Annotated in this window: 12 protein-coding genes; all 12 read right to left on the bottom strand. The window is 42.3% G+C overall.

Annotated elements, in window-relative coordinates:
• Positions 1-76: 76 nt before the first annotated feature.
• A complete protein-coding gene (locus BLP87_RS10960; RefSeq protein ID WP_074462723.1) occupies positions 77-2,368 on the bottom strand; it encodes a protein translocase subunit SecDF in 2,292 nt (763 codons plus the stop codon).
• Between the two features lie 26 nt (positions 2,369-2,394).
• Positions 2,395-3,825 carry a thioether cross-link-forming SCIFF peptide maturase gene (gene scfB / locus BLP87_RS10955; RefSeq protein WP_074462722.1) on the bottom strand — a complete coding sequence of 477 codons (1,431 nt, stop codon included), beginning with the start codon at positions 3,823-3,825 and terminating at the stop codon, positions 2,395-2,397.
• Between the two features lie 78 nt (positions 3,826-3,903).
• A complete protein-coding gene (gene scfA / locus BLP87_RS10950; protein ID WP_034462031.1) occupies positions 3,904-4,050 on the bottom strand; it encodes a six-cysteine ranthipeptide SCIFF in 147 nt (48 codons plus the stop codon).
• An 86-nt stretch (positions 4,051-4,136) separates the two neighbouring features.
• Positions 4,137-5,417 carry an HlyC/CorC family transporter gene (locus BLP87_RS10945; RefSeq protein ID WP_074462721.1) on the bottom strand — a complete coding sequence of 427 codons (1,281 nt, stop codon included), beginning with the start codon at positions 5,415-5,417 and terminating at the stop codon, positions 4,137-4,139.
• 35 nt (positions 5,418-5,452) lie between these two features.
• Entirely contained in the window at positions 5,453-6,718 is a 1,266-nt protein-coding gene (gene hisS, locus BLP87_RS10940) for a histidine--tRNA ligase (RefSeq protein WP_074462720.1), read from the bottom strand.
• 63 nt (positions 6,719-6,781) lie between these two features.
• A complete protein-coding gene (locus BLP87_RS10935) occupies positions 6,782-8,734 on the bottom strand; it encodes an EAL domain-containing protein (protein ID WP_074462719.1) in 1,953 nt (650 codons plus the stop codon).
• Positions 8,734-10,689: an EAL domain-containing protein gene (locus BLP87_RS10930; protein ID WP_074462718.1), complete on the bottom strand. Its 1,956-nt coding sequence runs from the start codon at positions 10,687-10,689 to the stop codon at positions 8,734-8,736. The genes BLP87_RS10935 and BLP87_RS10930 overlap by 1 nt, the downstream gene beginning before the upstream one ends.
• Before the next feature lie 129 nt (positions 10,690-10,818).
• The gene (dprA, locus tag BLP87_RS10925) at positions 10,819-11,994 is read right to left on the bottom strand and encodes a DNA-processing protein DprA (protein WP_083334579.1); all 1,176 of its coding nucleotides are present in this window, start codon (positions 11,992-11,994) and stop codon (positions 10,819-10,821) included.
• Positions 11,994-13,562, bottom strand: a complete 1,569-nt coding sequence (locus BLP87_RS10920; RefSeq protein WP_074462717.1) for a YifB family Mg chelatase-like AAA ATPase — start codon at positions 13,560-13,562, stop codon at positions 11,994-11,996. Before BLP87_RS10920 ends, dprA begins: the two co-directional genes overlap by 1 nt.
• Before the next feature lie 139 nt (positions 13,563-13,701).
• Complete coding sequence (locus BLP87_RS10915) at positions 13,702-14,763, bottom strand: type IV pilus twitching motility protein PilT (RefSeq protein WP_074462716.1); 1,062 nt, start codon at positions 14,761-14,763, stop codon at positions 13,702-13,704.
• An 80-nt stretch (positions 14,764-14,843) separates the two neighbouring features.
• Complete coding sequence (locus BLP87_RS10910) at positions 14,844-15,965, bottom strand: HD-GYP domain-containing protein (RefSeq protein ID WP_074462715.1); 1,122 nt, start codon at positions 15,963-15,965, stop codon at positions 14,844-14,846.
• A 102-nt stretch (positions 15,966-16,067) separates the two neighbouring features.
• Entirely contained in the window at positions 16,068-16,661 is a 594-nt protein-coding gene (yfbR, locus tag BLP87_RS10905; protein WP_074462714.1) for a 5'-deoxynucleotidase, read from the bottom strand.
• Positions 16,662-16,668: the final 7 nt, after the last annotated feature.

The following is a 16,668-nucleotide window of genomic DNA, read 5'->3' as shown; positions in this document are numbered from 1 at the left end:
CCGGTGAACTTAAAAACGCCGTCTTGGGTGTAAAACTACACCAAAGACGGCGCCCTTATTTATTATACATCAGCAATTACTTTTTAGCTGCCTTTTTGACCTTTGTCTTAAGATCATACCATACAGGTGATGCGATGCAGATTGAAGAATATGTACCGCAGATCACACCAACCATAAGAGGAAGTGCAAATGCCTTAATATCGGCTACACCAAAGATATAAAGAGCAAGCACTGTGAAGAATGTTGTCAAAGATGTAAACAAGCTTCGAGTTATTGTCTGAGAAACACTCTTATTAACAAGTTCGCCAAGCTCCTTCTTATTTGTGGCATTATGCTGGTTCTCACGGATACGGTCAAATGTAACGATCGTATCGTTGATTGAATAACCGATAATGGTAAGAACTACAGCAATAAATGTTGTTCCTACGGCATATCTTGAAATCGCATAAGCAACTACAACGATAAGCGCATCGTGTGCAAGTGCGATGATAGCAGCCGCACCAAATTTAATATCCTTAAATCTGATCCAGATGTAGATAAGCATAAGTATAAGAGCAATAACAAGTGACTTAACCGCATCTACTCTCATCTCACCGCTGATGGTTGAGCTGATTGTCTCGGCAGCAATGTTGTCATTGCTTACGCCATACTTCTCTTCCATCATCTTATCAAATGCTTCTCTCTGATCTACAGTAAGTGTTCCTGTCTTGAATACAATCTGATTTGTTCCCTCTACAGCCTGAGGAAGTACTTCCTTGGCACCTGTAGCTTCTTTGATATTAGGAACAATATCAGACTCTACTGTAGCAAAATCATATGCCTTATCAAATGTAACGGTTGTAGATGTACCACCTACAAAGTCAAGGCTGTAATTGAATGCTCCCTTTCCCTGTGAAGCATTAACTATCATAAATACTACTCCGACTGCAACAACAGCGCATGAAATAGCATAGAATATCTTTCTCTTCTGTACGAAAGGCTTTGTTGAAACTTCCTTAGCCTTGCCGTAGAATACAGGATTCTGAATACCAAGTCCGAAGAAGATTGAAGTAATTGCTCTTGTAACAACAAGTGCCGTGAACATTGAAAGGATGATACCAAGAATAAGTGTCTCGGCAAATCCCTTGATCGATCCTGTTCCTCCGACTCTAAGAACTATGGCGATAATAAGTGTTGTGATATTACCGTCGAGGATTGATGAAAGAGCTTTGTTATAACCGTTCTTTCTCGCATCATCAACAGCTTTTCCGACTGCAATCTCTTCTCTTATTCTCGCAAATACAAGAACGTTTGCGTCAACCGCCATACCGATTGAAAGAATGATACCTGCAATTCCGGGAAGTGTAAGTGTCATCTCGAATGCTGAAAGCAGGAATACGATAAGTCCGCAGTAGAATCCGAGAGCAAGTGTAGCTGAAAGACCGAGTATTCTGAAGAATACGATCATAAATACCGCAATAAGTGCGAATCCGACAGCTGCTGCGATCAAACTTGTTCTGATAGCATTTGAACCAAGCTGTGCTCCGACAACGTTTGAACGAAGTTCCTGAAGCTGAAGCTTAAGCGATCCGACTCTGATATTTGTTGCAACCCTATCAGCCTCTTCAAATGTAAATCCACCGCTGATAACACTCTTTCCGTCAAGGATTTCAGCCTTAACAGAAGGAACGCTTATGAATCTTCCGTCATAGTAGATTGCAATAGTATCCTGATTGTTGTTAAATGCTTTTTTGGTTGCTTCTGCGAAAGCTTCTCCGCCCTCTTTAGTAAACTCAAGCGATACTACAGGCTCCTGCTTACCATACTCATCATTCTGTCCGACTACCTGAGAAGATGCAACCTGATCACCCGAAAGAACGATCGATCCGTCCGCAAGAAGCTCATCTATTGACTTATTGAGCTGATATCCGGGCGTAACACCTTCTTCAAGTTTCATATTACCGTTTTCATCGGTAGTAAAACCACTGTGATATGTGTAATTCTCATTTCCGTCCTTATCAAGATGGCTGATGAAGTAAAGATTACCGGGCTGACCAAGTTCCGAAAGAATCTTGTTTGCATCGGAAGCTCCGGGAATCTCGATGTTGATTCTGTTGCTACCCTCCTGATAAACCTGTGCCTCTGTGCTATACTGATCGACACGCTGCTGAAGCTTGAAGATTGTATCGCTCATATCTTCCTTGCTGGGATTCTCATCACCAACAACTTCGTAAGTGATGCTGACACCACCTGCAAGGTCAAGTCCAAGGTCAATACTTGACAATGATCCGGATTTGTCTGCACCCAATCCGTATGCTGCTGAGTAACCAATTCCAACCAAAAGAGCAAGCATAAGGATCAAAGCAGGAATCCACTTTAACTTTTTCATTATACAGTTCCTCCCATGAATTTTTCTTATTCGGCCAACGCCGCTTTAATCATAATCGCACACTCTATACGTTTTCTCTGAAGCTCACAACCATGCTTGTAAGTTGCATTGATATCTCCGTTGAAATTGTATGCGTTAGCAGCACAACCACCGCTGCAATAATACCTTGCAAAACATTTCTGACACTCAGGTCTTGAATATACATTGCTCTTCTTGAATTTATCTCTTATGTCCGGTCTGGTTATTCCATCGAAGACATTACCCATGATAAAGTCTTCATTTCCAACAAACTGATGGCAGGGATACAGATCTCCCCAAGGTGTTACACCGAGGTACTCGCATCCCGAACCGCAACCTGACAATCTCTTGGCAACACAGGGGCCACCCTCAAGATCTATGTTAAAGTGGAAGAAATTAAATCCTTTTCCTTCCTTGTGTTTCTCAATATAATACTTTGCAAGTTTGTCGTACTCTTCACAGATGATCGGAATATCCTCATCCTTAAATGCATACCAGTCTTCAGGCGAAGCAACTACAGGCTCTACGGATATCTGCTTAAATCCAAGCTCTGCAAGATGCTTTACATCCTCAGAAAAATCAAGGTTTGCATGAGTAAACGTTCCGCGAACGAAGTATCTTAACTGGTGACGGCTCTCCGCTACCTTCTGATACTTAGGAACAATATCATCATAACATCCCTGTCCGCCCGCTCTCGGACGCATTGCATCATTTACTTCCTTTCGTCCGTCAATCGAAAGGACAATATTGCCCATCTCCTTATTAACAAACTTAAGTATCTCATCATTTAAAAGAGTTCCGTTTGTTGTGATAGTGAAACGGAAATTCTTGTCATATTCTTTTTCAATTGAGCGACCGTACTCAACGAGCTTCTTGACAACTTCCCAGTTCATAAGGGGCTCGCCGCCAAAGAAATCGACTTCAAGGTTCTTTCTTCCGCCTGAATTCTTTACAAGGAAATCAAGCGCAGCCTTTCCGACTTCTTCGCTCATAAGTGCTCTTCTGCCGTGATACTCACCTTCATCGGCAAAGCAATACTTACATCTCAAATTGCAGTCGTGAGCCACATTCAGGCAAAGTGCCTTAACAACGGTTTCTCTGTTCTGAAAATCATCCACATATCCCTCATAAACATCGTCTGTGAAAAGAACCTGCGATGCTCTGAGTTCAAGAATCTCTTCGATTCCCTCTTTTATATCCTCGGTTGAATATTTAGATGCCAGATCTGTCTTTGCCAAGACACCTTTATACAACCTGTCAAGTTCGCCCGTAATAACTGTAGTCTGACCTTCCGGTGCCGCTGCAGTGCCGTATGTTCTCTTAAGCTTCTCCTCAATAATTGTGACAAGGTCAAAAACCACATCGTCAACAACATGTACCGATCCGCTATTAACATCCAGAACAATATTATACCCATTGTTCTTATATGCGTGAATCATAATATCTCCCGTAACCTACATACGGCGGGCAGCGACCATGGCCGCTGCCCGCCTAATTTTTACATTAATTAAACCTTATTATTTGCTAAGCTGCTCACAGCTCTGATTTCCAACTGTGCATGATGTCTTGCATGCTGACTGGCATGATGTCTGGCACTCACCGCATCCGCCCTTCTTCATTGATTCTTTAAGATTTCTTGTAATCAAAGACTTAACGTGCTTCATCGATTTTCCTCCTACTGTTTGCCTCAAAATACTTATAGTTTCTGAGCCTTATACATCGACTCAGTATACCATATATTTCTGAAATATTAAAGTGTTTCTTTTTGTTCCTTCGATAGTTCACAGTTGACTGTCATGAGAACTTTTGTGATTCTGTTTCTCTTGATTCCTCTTGCCGTCAGCGTAATTCCGTTCTCGAGAGTAACCGTCTCACCGTAGCTCGGAAGTCTGTCCAGATTCTCTATCATAAGACCGCCGATAGAATCGTAATCTTCCGATGAAAAATCGGTACCGAGAGCATCATTTATATCTGCAAGCTTCATGTTTCCTTCAACGAGATACTTTCTTCCGCCCACATTCTTGATAAGTTCCGCTTCATCAAGATCATACTCGTCTCTTATCTCACCGACTATCTCCTCAAGAAGATCCTCAAGCGTTATCATTCCCACCGTTGAACCGTATTCGGAAAGAACAAAGGCTACGCTCCTTGTCTTTTCCCTCATTTCAACAAGAAGGTCCGACGTTTTCTTGTATTCATAAGTGTAATACGCTTTTCTTATATGGTCTTTCGCCTTGAAATTCTCTTTATCTTTGATGAGAATGAGATCCTTCACATTTATAAGACCTATGATATTATCCTGATCGTTCCCGTCATACACGGGAATTCTGGTATACATATCCTCTTTGAATACGCGCATCACTTCGTTGTAATCGGCGTCTGAACTTACGCAGCTCATATCTATCCTTGGAATCATGATATCTTTTGCAAGCGCATCGCTGAAATCAAAAAGATTAAATATCATCTTCTTCTCATCGCTTTCGATAACGCCGTCTTCATGACTTACATCCACATATGTCTTGAGCTCATTTTCGGTCACCTTCTGCTGTTTGTTGGTATCTATCCTGAATATCTTAAGCAGTGCGGTCGCTATGCCGTTTATAATAAAACTAAACGGGACCATAAGAATCATTACAAGTTCTATGCAAGGCTCATAAAAAAGCGCCATGCTCTCCGCATATGCCTTGGCTATTGTTTTCGGTATGATCTCACCAAATATCAGCACCACCAAAGTAAGCGCGCCGGTTCCGAGTCCGATATAAAGATTCCCCCACATATCCGTGACAAACACAGTCATAAGCGCCGAAGCACTCAGATTTACGATGTTATTGCCGATAAGTATCGCCGAAAGCATCTTCTGCGGATCGTCATATATTGTAAGGATCCTCCCCGCTTTTTTATTCCCATCATCTGCAAGAGCCTTGATCCTGACTCTGTTAATCGTCATGTATGCCGTCTCGGCCGATGAAAAAAACGCAGACAACAGAACCAATATTACCAGGGTAATTATTCTGACTAAGTGGGTGTCCAATAAAATTCCTCCTCAATAACCGCGGTCAAAATTCTTTAATCAAGCGGCTTCTCGTAAAAATCCCTGAATTCCTCATATCCCTGCTCTGTAAGATTCTGCTTTTGGAACTTCTTGTTTTTGTTCATGCGAACAACAAGAACCTGCTTTCCTTCCGCTCTCTCCTTCTGTGCTTCGGATATGATCTCGGCAAGTCTGTCGCCCTTTATACCCTTCTCGATAAGGAAGGCAACCTTCTTGCTTGCACCCGGGATCTTAAATCCTTCATCCATCATTATCATGATGATTCTCTCAAATCCTATGGAGAAACCACATGCAGGCGTATCCTGTCCGAGGAACTTGCCTACCATCTTATCGTATCTTCCGCCGCCACCGCAGCTTCCGCCGTACTGAGGCATAGATACTTCAAAGATTGTACCTGTGTAATAACTCATTCCGCGAACAAGTGTGGGATCGAATACCATCTCGAACTGAGCTGACTTTGTCTTCTCTACGCTATCGATAATCTCAGTAAGACCTTCGCTGACCTCAGCATCAAGATTATCACTTATCTTGTCGGCAACTGCCTTAAGCGCATCTATTCCGCTCTTTTCGCCGATAAGTTCAAAAAGCTCTATATACTTTTCAACAGAACCTGCATCATAGCCGTCCTTGATAAGTTCCTCTTTTACTCCGTCAAGTCCGATCTTATCCATCTTATCAAGTGTGATGAATACATCGTCGAACTTTTCTTCAGGGAATCCGCTGTATGAAGCCATTGCCTTCAAGATTCTTCTGTCATTGATGCGGATCTTGAAATCCTTGAAGCCGAGATTTCCAAGCGTTGTGGTTGTTGCAAGAATAAGCTCTATCTCCGCAAGATTTGAAGGTTCTCCCAATATATCAATATCGCACTGCATAAACTGACGGTATCTGCCCTTCTGCGGTCTGTCCGCTCTCCAGACATTTCCCATCTGAAGTGCCTTAAAAGGAGCAGGAAGCTCATTTGCATGATTTGCATAAAAACGAACAAGCGGAACCGTAAGGTCATAGCGAAGTCCCGAATCCGTAAGGTCGTTCTCTTCCTTGGCAGTCTCCAGATTAAGCTTCTCGCCTCTCTTCATCACCTTGAAAATAAGCTTCTCATTCTCACCGCCCTGCTTGCTGTTAAGGTTTGCAAGCGACTCAACACAAGGTGTCTCGATAGATGTGAAGCCAAACTCAGCATATGTCTTCTTAATAATTCCTATACAATAGTCTCTAAGTTGCATCTCGGAAGGAAGAATGTCCTTCATTCCGGTTACCGGTTTCTTTATCAGTGCCATACTTTACCATCCTTAAATTATAATCAAGCATAAATTTTACACTCACACAGCCTGCATTGCAATCTAATTATTATTCTGCAGGAACTCAAGGAACTGATCTTTCGGCATTGGTCTTGCATAGAAAAAGCCCTGAATATGGTCACACCCAAGTCTTATTATCTGCTTTGCCTGCTCTCCCGTCTCAACTCCCTCAGCCACTATTTCTTTTCCGAGGCTCTTGATTATCTTTATCATATTATACATGATCATGTACGAATTCTCTGATTCGAACGCAGCCTGAACAGTGCTCTTATCAAGCTTGAATATCTTTACAGGCATATCTGCAAGCCTTGAAAAATTTGAATATCCCGTTCCGAAATCGTCCATGGAAAAAGTAATTCCGGAGCTCATAAGTTTTCGGATATTCTGATCGATCACGGACGTTACGTCTTTATCCCAGGTCTCGGTTATCTCAAGATTTATCCTTGAAGGTCCGATATTACGCTCTTTCAAAATATTGAGTATACTCTCCGCCAGATTGGTCTGGATGCAGTCAACAACAGATAGATTAACTTCAACATATTCAAGGCCGTAGCTTATCGCCTTTGTAGTTGCCAGCATCTCACATACTGATGAGAGCACAAATCTGTCGATTCCAAGAACCGTGCCGTTTTTCTCGGCTATAGGCATAAATACCGCAGGAGAAATATAGCCCGCTCTGGGATCCTTGAGCCTTATAAGCGCCTCACACGAAGAAAACTTTCCGGTAACGGGCGAATAGATAGGCTGATAGTAGACTTCCAATAAACCGTTATCAAGAGCATGGCGCACAAGATTTCCAATCTTTTTGTCATACTCAATATGCTTTAAATTAAGATCCGACACCCTGAGCACATATCTGCTGTCCCTCGAAAGTGCCTTGTACATCATATTGCTTATCTCATCAAATCTCTCTATCGTCTTGACGTCATCCGGAAATCCTATCGCGCTTGTGCTCACATCAAAGCTGACCTCCAGATTCTTTAATTTGAAGGGCTCTTTAAATCTCGCTTTTATTTCATCCGAAAGCTTATCTACATCCTCCGAATTTGATTTCATGCCAGGGATCAGCAGGGCAAAAAAGCTGTCTCTCGGGATAAAAACTTCCGCTTTGGGATCGGTCTTTTTCAAAAAATCTGTCATCTGTCTCAAAAGATCCGATGCCACTTCCACCGCTTCACTTCCAATCATTATTGAAAGTTTGTCCACTCTTATTTCCATAAGCGTAAAGGGCTTTTTCTGCAAAAGTCTTGTATAAACCGCAAAATTCAAGGCATTTTTTGTACCGACTCCGGACATCCTATCCACAAATTCACTTGGATTCTGGAATGTAAAAACGCACAGCAAAAGAGATATCGCAACGCTGAACTCAAACACCGTCCCCGTTCTGAATGCGATTCTCATCGGAACTCCAAGGAACATCAGAATATAATACATACAAAGCGCCATGGATTTTTCGCTCGCCAGCGCCCTTCCGTATTTAAACATCAGATAAAACGCAAAGATAAGATACATAACTATCCCGATGCTTACAAGAAACTGATTCGGGAAAAAATAGATAATCTCACCGTTATGATCGAAGTAATAAAAATAATCCGTAAGATACCCCAATAGCAAAATAAGCATTGTAAACACAGTCGGTAAAAGTATTACAAGTTTTTTCCACAACTTATTTAACTGTATTCCAAAAATAGCCAGCAGATACAGGAGGGAAAAGAATGCAATAAGATACGACATCATCTTTTCCACCATAACAACAAAGCAGTTTATCTCATATGACAAACTGTCTTTCATCCATCTGTTGTTAACCCACAGAATGTGAATAAGTCCCATCACATTAAGAATCGTTCCGACTATGACAAGTTCGCCGAAGATACGACTCTGCTTTCCGTAAGAAAACTCTTCCGAAGAATGTATAATTATGATAACTACCATCAGCACAAGCGCCGATATGGACAAACAAGCATCATAGTTGTTCGGATCGGTTAAAAATTCCATCAATACCCCTTCTCAAAATACTCATCAATTCTGTTCACATATGAACTGTCATTAACAGGTTTTCCCACATAATTGCCTATAAGATAATCGCAACCGATTTCTTCCGCCACATCTTTATCTTCAGGTGTATCCACTCCCGAAGCACACACAAAAAGACTTATATCATGAAACATATTTACAAGACCTGTTGTGACGCTCATCATCCGCTTTGATTTTTTCGCCATCCTGATGAGGCTCTTTGCAAAATTCACCTGAACAACCGGAAGTGAGAGTATTCTCTCGATATTTCCGTATCCGTTTCCGTATTCATCAACAATAATGCTGACATTGATATCACCGAGCATCTTAAGATTTCTTTCGGCGACATTATTCATAGTTGTTATCGCCGTCTCAGTGAGTTTTAAGCTGATCCATGACCCTTCGACTTTTTCCTCTTTAAGATGTGCCTTAAATCGCCTTAAAAAATCCGTCCTTGATATTTCCGCCTGCGACATCGGTATGATTGCTCTGTACTTGCCATTCTTATCTCCGGCATTCCAAAAAGCGAGCATTCTCAGCGTATTCTTCAGAACATACTCATCAATATCGATTATGGTCTGAGTTGTTCCGTTATCCTCAATGTACTCTCTTACTTCAAGTTCTCTTTCGTTATCGTCGTAGATATAGCACGTTGCTTCAGCCGTGTAATCTATCCTGTAAATTTTGGAAAGAATAGGCCTGAATTTAACGATTGCTCTTTTCTCGGCAATATTCTTCTTTGCAAGAACTTCGTAGTCATACGCACCAAGTTTTTTAGTAAAGCCTATCTTGCCGATGTCGATCACAACTTCCGAATACTGTGCCACATCCGCGCTTATAAGCTCAACCTTCGACATAAGCTCCGCAAGGCCGGCGTAGTTTTCGGGATAGCTCATCATAAAACAATGGCACTCTGCCTTTATGGTCATATCCATATAGTTCCAGGGTTCGCGAATCCTTGTAGAAATCTTATACATAAGAGACTCGGCTCTTTTTTTATCATTCGTATTTACCGATATCGCAAAAATATTATCGCTGTATCTGTAAACATAAGTGACGATGTTAAGCTCCCTTCTTCCCACCTTTTTAAGATAATCGGCGATTGTCTTGATAACGCCGTCGGTCTGATTATTTCCGATCTCGGAGCTGAGAGCCCTGACATTGTCTATCGTCACAAAAACTATATAATGCGGTGTTTTCTTTTTTATCTTAAGACCGAGTGTCTCAAAAAAGGCTCTTCTGTTAAGGACATTTATCCTTCCGTCCACCATATCACTCGGATTTTGAAGCGTTATAAAGACGAGGGTTATACTGATCGTACTGAGAAAATTTTCTATAAGAAGCTGGGGATAGCAATACTGCAGATAGATACCCGCAGCAACAAAACCGACATGAGTAAGTATGATCACCTTGGTCTTTAATCTCATGAGATTGCTGTATTTCAGCGTCAAAGTTACTCCATACATGATGTAATATAAAGCAATCAAATAAAATCCAATTATCAGATCGCCTCTAAAATATATTCCCTTTTCGTCATATCCAAATAAAAGCGGGCTGAAACAGTTCATTATGACCGTTATGATTCCGATGACATATCCGAGATATACCACAAAGAAGCCTTTGACGGATTTAGTGTCATAAAAGATATCCAGAACGGCCATGATATATAACAGGTAACATAGCCCCGATCCAAGATGAGCAAGAAAATAAAAACTTCCGCAAAACATCTCCGCATAGTGATACCACGCACCCTCATACGGATTCATCTGCAGAAATGTCTCTATTCTTTCAAAAAGCGTCGACAGAAATACGGCAGAAAGAAGCATCGAATAAACTTTCTCTCTCGACGACGGAACTCTTTTTCTGGACAAAGAGATTATTCCGATCGTTGCCAGTATACATAACGCACATGTGTCAAAGTAAAAATTGTATTGCATGAAAAACTCCGCAACTATTATTTTCAAAAACACAACAGATAACATTATTATACGTCAAAACATAACTTTTTCATACGGTATACAGATAAAAACTTGCTGCGCGCTTTAGGATCGCAGGTTGTTTTTCAATCAACCAAATTTCTTCACGTAATACGAGCCCGTCTGAGTGATGAGTCCCTTTCCGCACATATCAAACAGTTCCTTAAGAAGGTCGGGAACCGCGATGTTTATGCCGTTCATGCTAAGTTTGTCGGCAATGTAGGAAAAGGAAACAGGTACCGCATCAAGCTGATCGAGAATTGCTTTTTCTATATGTGATACACATTCTCCGGTACGCTCTTCTTCAAAACCGGCGGAACTTTCCAAAGAATCCTTTCTGTAATTCCAGGACGCAAGTCTTTCTATCACGTCGTCAACATCAAGCACAACTCCCGCTCCCTGGCATATCAGCCGGTTACATCCATCGCTCAACCTGTCCGTTACTCTTCCGGGAACCGCAAGAACTTCCTTTCCCTGTTCAAGAGCCGTATCTACAGTTATCTGCGTTCCCGAATGGAGCCTTGCTTCCACAACAACCACAATATCCGACAACGCGCTTATTATCCTGTTCCTCATCGGGAAAAAAGATGCTTTCGGCATGGTTCCCGGAGCATACTCCGAGATGATCCCTCCGTTTAGCGAAAGTTCTTCATAGATTTCCCTGTTCTCATCGGGATAACATATATCCGCTCCGCATCCGACTACCGCATAGGACTTTCCTCCCGCGCACAAAGCCGCTTTCTGGCTTACGCCGTCAATACCTCTTGCCATCCCGCTTATAACCTTTACTCCCGCGAGCGCAAGTCCTCTTCCGAGCTGCCTTGCCATATATCTGCCATATTCGGAACAAAGCCTCGCTCCGATCACGGCAACAGAAGGGCTGTCATCTCCGGGCAATTCCCCTTTTACATAAATGGCAAAAGGTGGATTCGGGATGTTCTTCAGTTTTTCGGGGAACCGTGGGTCTATCCTTGATATAAACTTGATGTCACTCTGCGCCAGTTTCTTTTTCTCCTCTGCAAAATCCCAGATATATCTTGAATCCAAGACCGCCGAAACCTGCTTGGGCCTTAAAAGCTTTTTAAGCTCCGCCTCACCCATCTCATATATTTCCCTGCATGTCCGTCCTCCGCACAAAAGTCTGTCTGCAGAGACATTTCCTATTCCCGGAGTTGAAAAAAGCCAGTGGGCATAGTCATTTTCCGTTATATTATCTGTTATATTCTTTGATTTATTTTCTGATAAATGTTTTTCCGCTGTCTGCATCAGCCTTCCTCCTGTCTCCAATATTTTCCGTCTGTCATCCTATAGCTGACAGCCTCCATCAGATGTATTTCTTTTATCATCTCGTTGCCGTCAAGATCGGCTATTGTCCTCGCAAGTCTCAACACCTTATGATAAGCTCTGGCACTTAGATCCATTGAGCAAAAAGTCTTTTCCAAAAAAGCTCTCTCCCTCATTCCAAGCTTGCAATACTTCCTGATATCCGCAGGCGTCATCTCAGAATTAAACTTAAGATCCGTTCCCTTAAATCTTTCTTCCTGCATCTTCCTTGCCAAAAGAACTCTTTCTCTCATGGTCTCACTTGATTCATTGCAGGTATCGCTCTTTCCCGAAAGCTCCCTGATATCAACCTTGGGTGCTTCTATGCATATATCGATTCTGTCCAGTATTGGGCCCGATATTCTGCCAAGATACCTTCGTATCTCATTCGACGTGCACTTACACTTATTCCTGTCGGGATAATACCCGCAAGGGCAAGGATTAAGCGCCCCTACAAGTTGAAAGTCCGCAGGATACATGAAAGTTCCTCTGTTGCGCACGATATGAACCTTTCTGTCCTCAATGGGTTGTCTTAACATATCAAGTTTTGTTCTGGGAAATTCAGGCATTTCATCCAAAAAGAGAATGCCTCTGTGTGCCAAAGAAATGGCACCTGGTCTTGGAATTGTTCCTCCTCCGACAAGCGATGCTTCGGTTATAAGATGATGCGGACTTACAAACGGTCTCCTTGTTATAAGTGCCTTGTTCTCTCCCATCATTCCCGCAACCGAATAGATTGTCGAAACTTCAATGCTTTCTTCAAGCGAAAGTCGCGGAAGTATGGTGGGAATGCGCTTTGCTACCATGCTTTTTCCCGAGCCCGGAGGTCCGACGATCAGAAGATGGTGAAAGCCTGCTGCCGCAACCATCGCCGCTCTCTTAACGGCAGATTGCCCATTGATGTCGGCAAAGTCAAGATTTTCATTACTTTCTTCACCTTCTGAAAGAATCTTTTCAAGATCGACTCTCGTCGGCTCTATAAGCCCGTCTCTTTCACTTTTCGGTGCAGTCAGATACATGATAACTTCTTGAAGCGATGACACTCCGACGATTCTCATTCCGCTTACAACGGCACCTTCTCTGGCATTTGGTACCGGAAGAATGACTGTCTTATAGCCGGCCTCTTTTGCCTTTTTGACTATAGGAAGAACTCCTTTTACCTCTTTGATCTCTCCGTCAAGCCCGACTTCACCGAGTACAACCGTATCATCGGTGCAGCCCGCTCCAATCTCTCCTATCGCTTCCAATATTCCGACGGCAAGCGGAAGATCTACCACAACGCCTTCTTTCTTAATATCAGCCGGGGATAAATTGACGGTTATCTTTGATGCGGGAATCTTTATACCGACGTTTCTGAGGGCAACTTTTACTCTGTCGCCTGCCTCTCTTACATCGCCACTCATGAATCCCACCATGTTAAATCCGGGAAGCCCGGAAGATACATCCACTTCGATCTGCATCAGATAAGATATTATTCCTCTGACGCCACCGGATGTAATAGAACTATACATTTTTCCTCTTTTCTGATCTGAGCATAAACAGAAAAACCGACCTGCTGATTATAGCGCAGGCCGGTCAAAAATGTCTTTAAGGTTTTCTTAGTATTTTCTTAAGATTTTATGTAGATAGATAAATCATCTTTTTCTCATATTATCTGAGCATCTTGTTCTGCATAGTCTCAGGATCCTGAGCAAACTGAAGTGCCGCTTCTCTCGTGATCTTCTGCTGCCTGTACAGTTCAATGATAGCCTCATCCATGGTTATCATTCCCTGCTTTCTGTAAGTCTGCATATAAGTAATGAGCTGATGATTTTTACCCTCACGGATAAGGTTTCTCACAGCACTGTTTACGTGAAGGACTTCAAATGCCGCAAGTCTCGATGAACCGTCAGCCGCAGGAAGAAGCTGCTGTGAAATGATTGCTTCAAGCACGCTTGCAAGCTGAATCCTCACCTGTTGCTGCTGATGAGAAGGAAATACATCTATCAGTCTGTCCACCGTATTCGAAGATCCTATCGTATGAACAGTTGAAAGAACGAGATGTCCCGTCTCTGCCGCAGTTATCGCCGTGCTTATGGTCTCAAGATCTCTCATCTCTCCGACAAGAATAACATCGGGATCTTCTCGAAGTGCCGCTCTCAAAGCATTGGCATATGAATCCGAATCGGTTCCTATTTCTCTCTGATTGACTATCGACAATCTGTGCTGATAAGTAAATTCTATGGGATCCTCAAGCGTAATTACATGCGCTTCCCTGTTATTGTTTATCATGTCGATTATGGAAGCAAGCGTAGTAGACTTACCGCTTCCCGTAGGTCCCGTAACAAGCACAAGACCTCTTTTTTTCTTATAAAGATCTATAACAGTCTCGGGAATGCCAAGGCTCTCCGCTGTGGGAATCTCTGTTGCAACAACTCTGAAGGCCATCGCTATTGAGCCTCTTTGTTTAAAGATATTAAGTCTGAATCTTCCGACTCCCATGATAGCGAAGGAAAGATCGTGCTGACCATTTTCCTCGAGTAGCTGTTTCTGTTTATCATTTGTAACTTCATATGCGATTTCCTGAGTGTCGCTCGGCATCATCTTGCCATAACTCTCCATGGCTATGAGTTTGCCGTTAAGTCTCATCTTAGGCGGCACACCGACAGTAATGTGAACGTCAGACGCTCCCTTTAACTTTGCTTCCTTCAGGATTTCTTCAATTTTAGACATATACTTCCATCCCTGTTCTGATATATTCTATTTTGTACATGCACAAAGCCCGGCTACTAAATGCAGCATGATCCGCACTTTCACACATACTCAGGCTCTTCAACAGCAATACCCAAGCCTTTGACCTTGGACAGATCCATCATATATCTGTTATCCATAGTCTTCATAATATCTATAATCTCAATATCGCCGTATGCCCTTCTATTGGAAAGGTCGATAATACTGTTATCCTTAAAACTCAAAACAGTCGGACGCAAGAAATCAATATCGTTTGTCTTGATGACCAAAGCTTTTTCACCGGTGTTAAGCTCAACGCTCACTCCCGGAACAAGAATGTTGATCGAATCAACAAGCGCCTGAACAACTTTCGGATCAAAAACATCGCTTCTCTGCATCATCCTTCTGATAACGAGAACTTCAGAAATAGGTGCATCATCTACTCTTGCAGCCGTTTCTTTATCAAATATTCCCGCAACTATAAGTATTCTTGCGGATAAAAGAGTTTTGGAAATGTCCGTTTCATTTCCTTTTCTATAATCAAGAAGTACTTTCCTTGCCTGATTGCAGGCTCTCTTTACGTTCGGTAAAGCCGAAAACGCATCATCAATGATCGGATAACCCGCTATCTCATGGGCATCAATCGTACTTATCTCTTCAGGTGTACACTTAAGCTTAGACTGAAGCTCCGCGGAAAGTGTAAGCTTTCCGATATCATGTATAACACCTGCCATTACCGCTTCATTCTGCTCCGAAAGCGAAGCATTTAATGCATGTGCGATCATTGCTGAAATGATTCCCACATTCAGGCTGTGTTTGTATATATAATCCTCGGTACTTCTGAGTCCCTGCTGGAAAGTAATCTTCTTTTTGAGATTACCGTAATTCTTTATGATCTGAGCACAAATATTGGGAAACTTCTCCTGTTTGTGCGTTTTAACAATACGAGCAAGCTCCTCCATGATATCGTGATACATCACAGTCTGAAAACGTTCAAACTCGATATCATCCTGAGTCATAGGCGGCACAGGCTCAGCGGGCTCAAGAATAAACACGCCGATAAGCCCAAAGTTCCTGATATTATCAATACTTTGCTCATCCTTAAGGACATGGGCCCTGTCATATAAAAGCGCGCCTTTCCTACTGTATATCGGTCTTGCAAGTCTCATCCCCGGTCTAAGTTCATCACACTTAATAAAAAGCATGGTAAATATCTCCTCCATATATACAAAGCATAACACCCCAATTTATACACTAATTATCGCGCTATCGTGCGGAAAAATCAATAAATAAAAGCTCAAGTTAATTCACGTCAATTCATCCAAAGTATTTCCGTAAGACGAAAGAAACTCATTCACAAAATCAAGCACCTCGGGGCATTCCATATACAGACTCCTTACTGCCTTCTCCGTACTTTCTTTCGCAGTTCTGAACTCATTGTTGCCGGCACTTGTCTCAGCCATACACTTGATAAGTGCGGAAAGTTTATCGGCTGCTTTTACAAGTTTTCTCATGTAGCGCTCATCTTCGTTATCTTCAGCTTTGAAAACCTGTTCAAAAGCAGGTCTGAGATCATCGGGAAGCTTCTCCAAAAGCTTATCGTCCGCAATAGCCTCCACCTGTTTATATGCTTCTTTTAATTCCTTATTGTAATATTTGACGGGAGTAGGCATATCTCCCGTAATGATCTCGGACGCATCGTGATAAAGCCCCACCAAAGCTGCTTTATTCGCATCAAGATGCCTTCCGTATCTTGTATTTCCTATAACACAAAGAGCATGAGCTATCATGGCAACTTCCATGCAATGTTCGCACAGATTCTCCTGCCTTGTATTTCTCATAAGCGCCCATCTGTCGATGTATTTCATTCTTGAAATAAGTGCAAAAAAATTGTAATTCATCATTTGA

Origin of the sequence: Butyrivibrio hungatei, from assembly GCF_900101605.1 — a bacterium.
In the GTDB taxonomy this organism is placed as follows: domain Bacteria; phylum Bacillota; class Clostridia; order Lachnospirales; family Lachnospiraceae; genus Butyrivibrio; species Butyrivibrio hungatei_B.
This window is presented reverse-complemented; position numbering and strand designations above follow the sequence as displayed.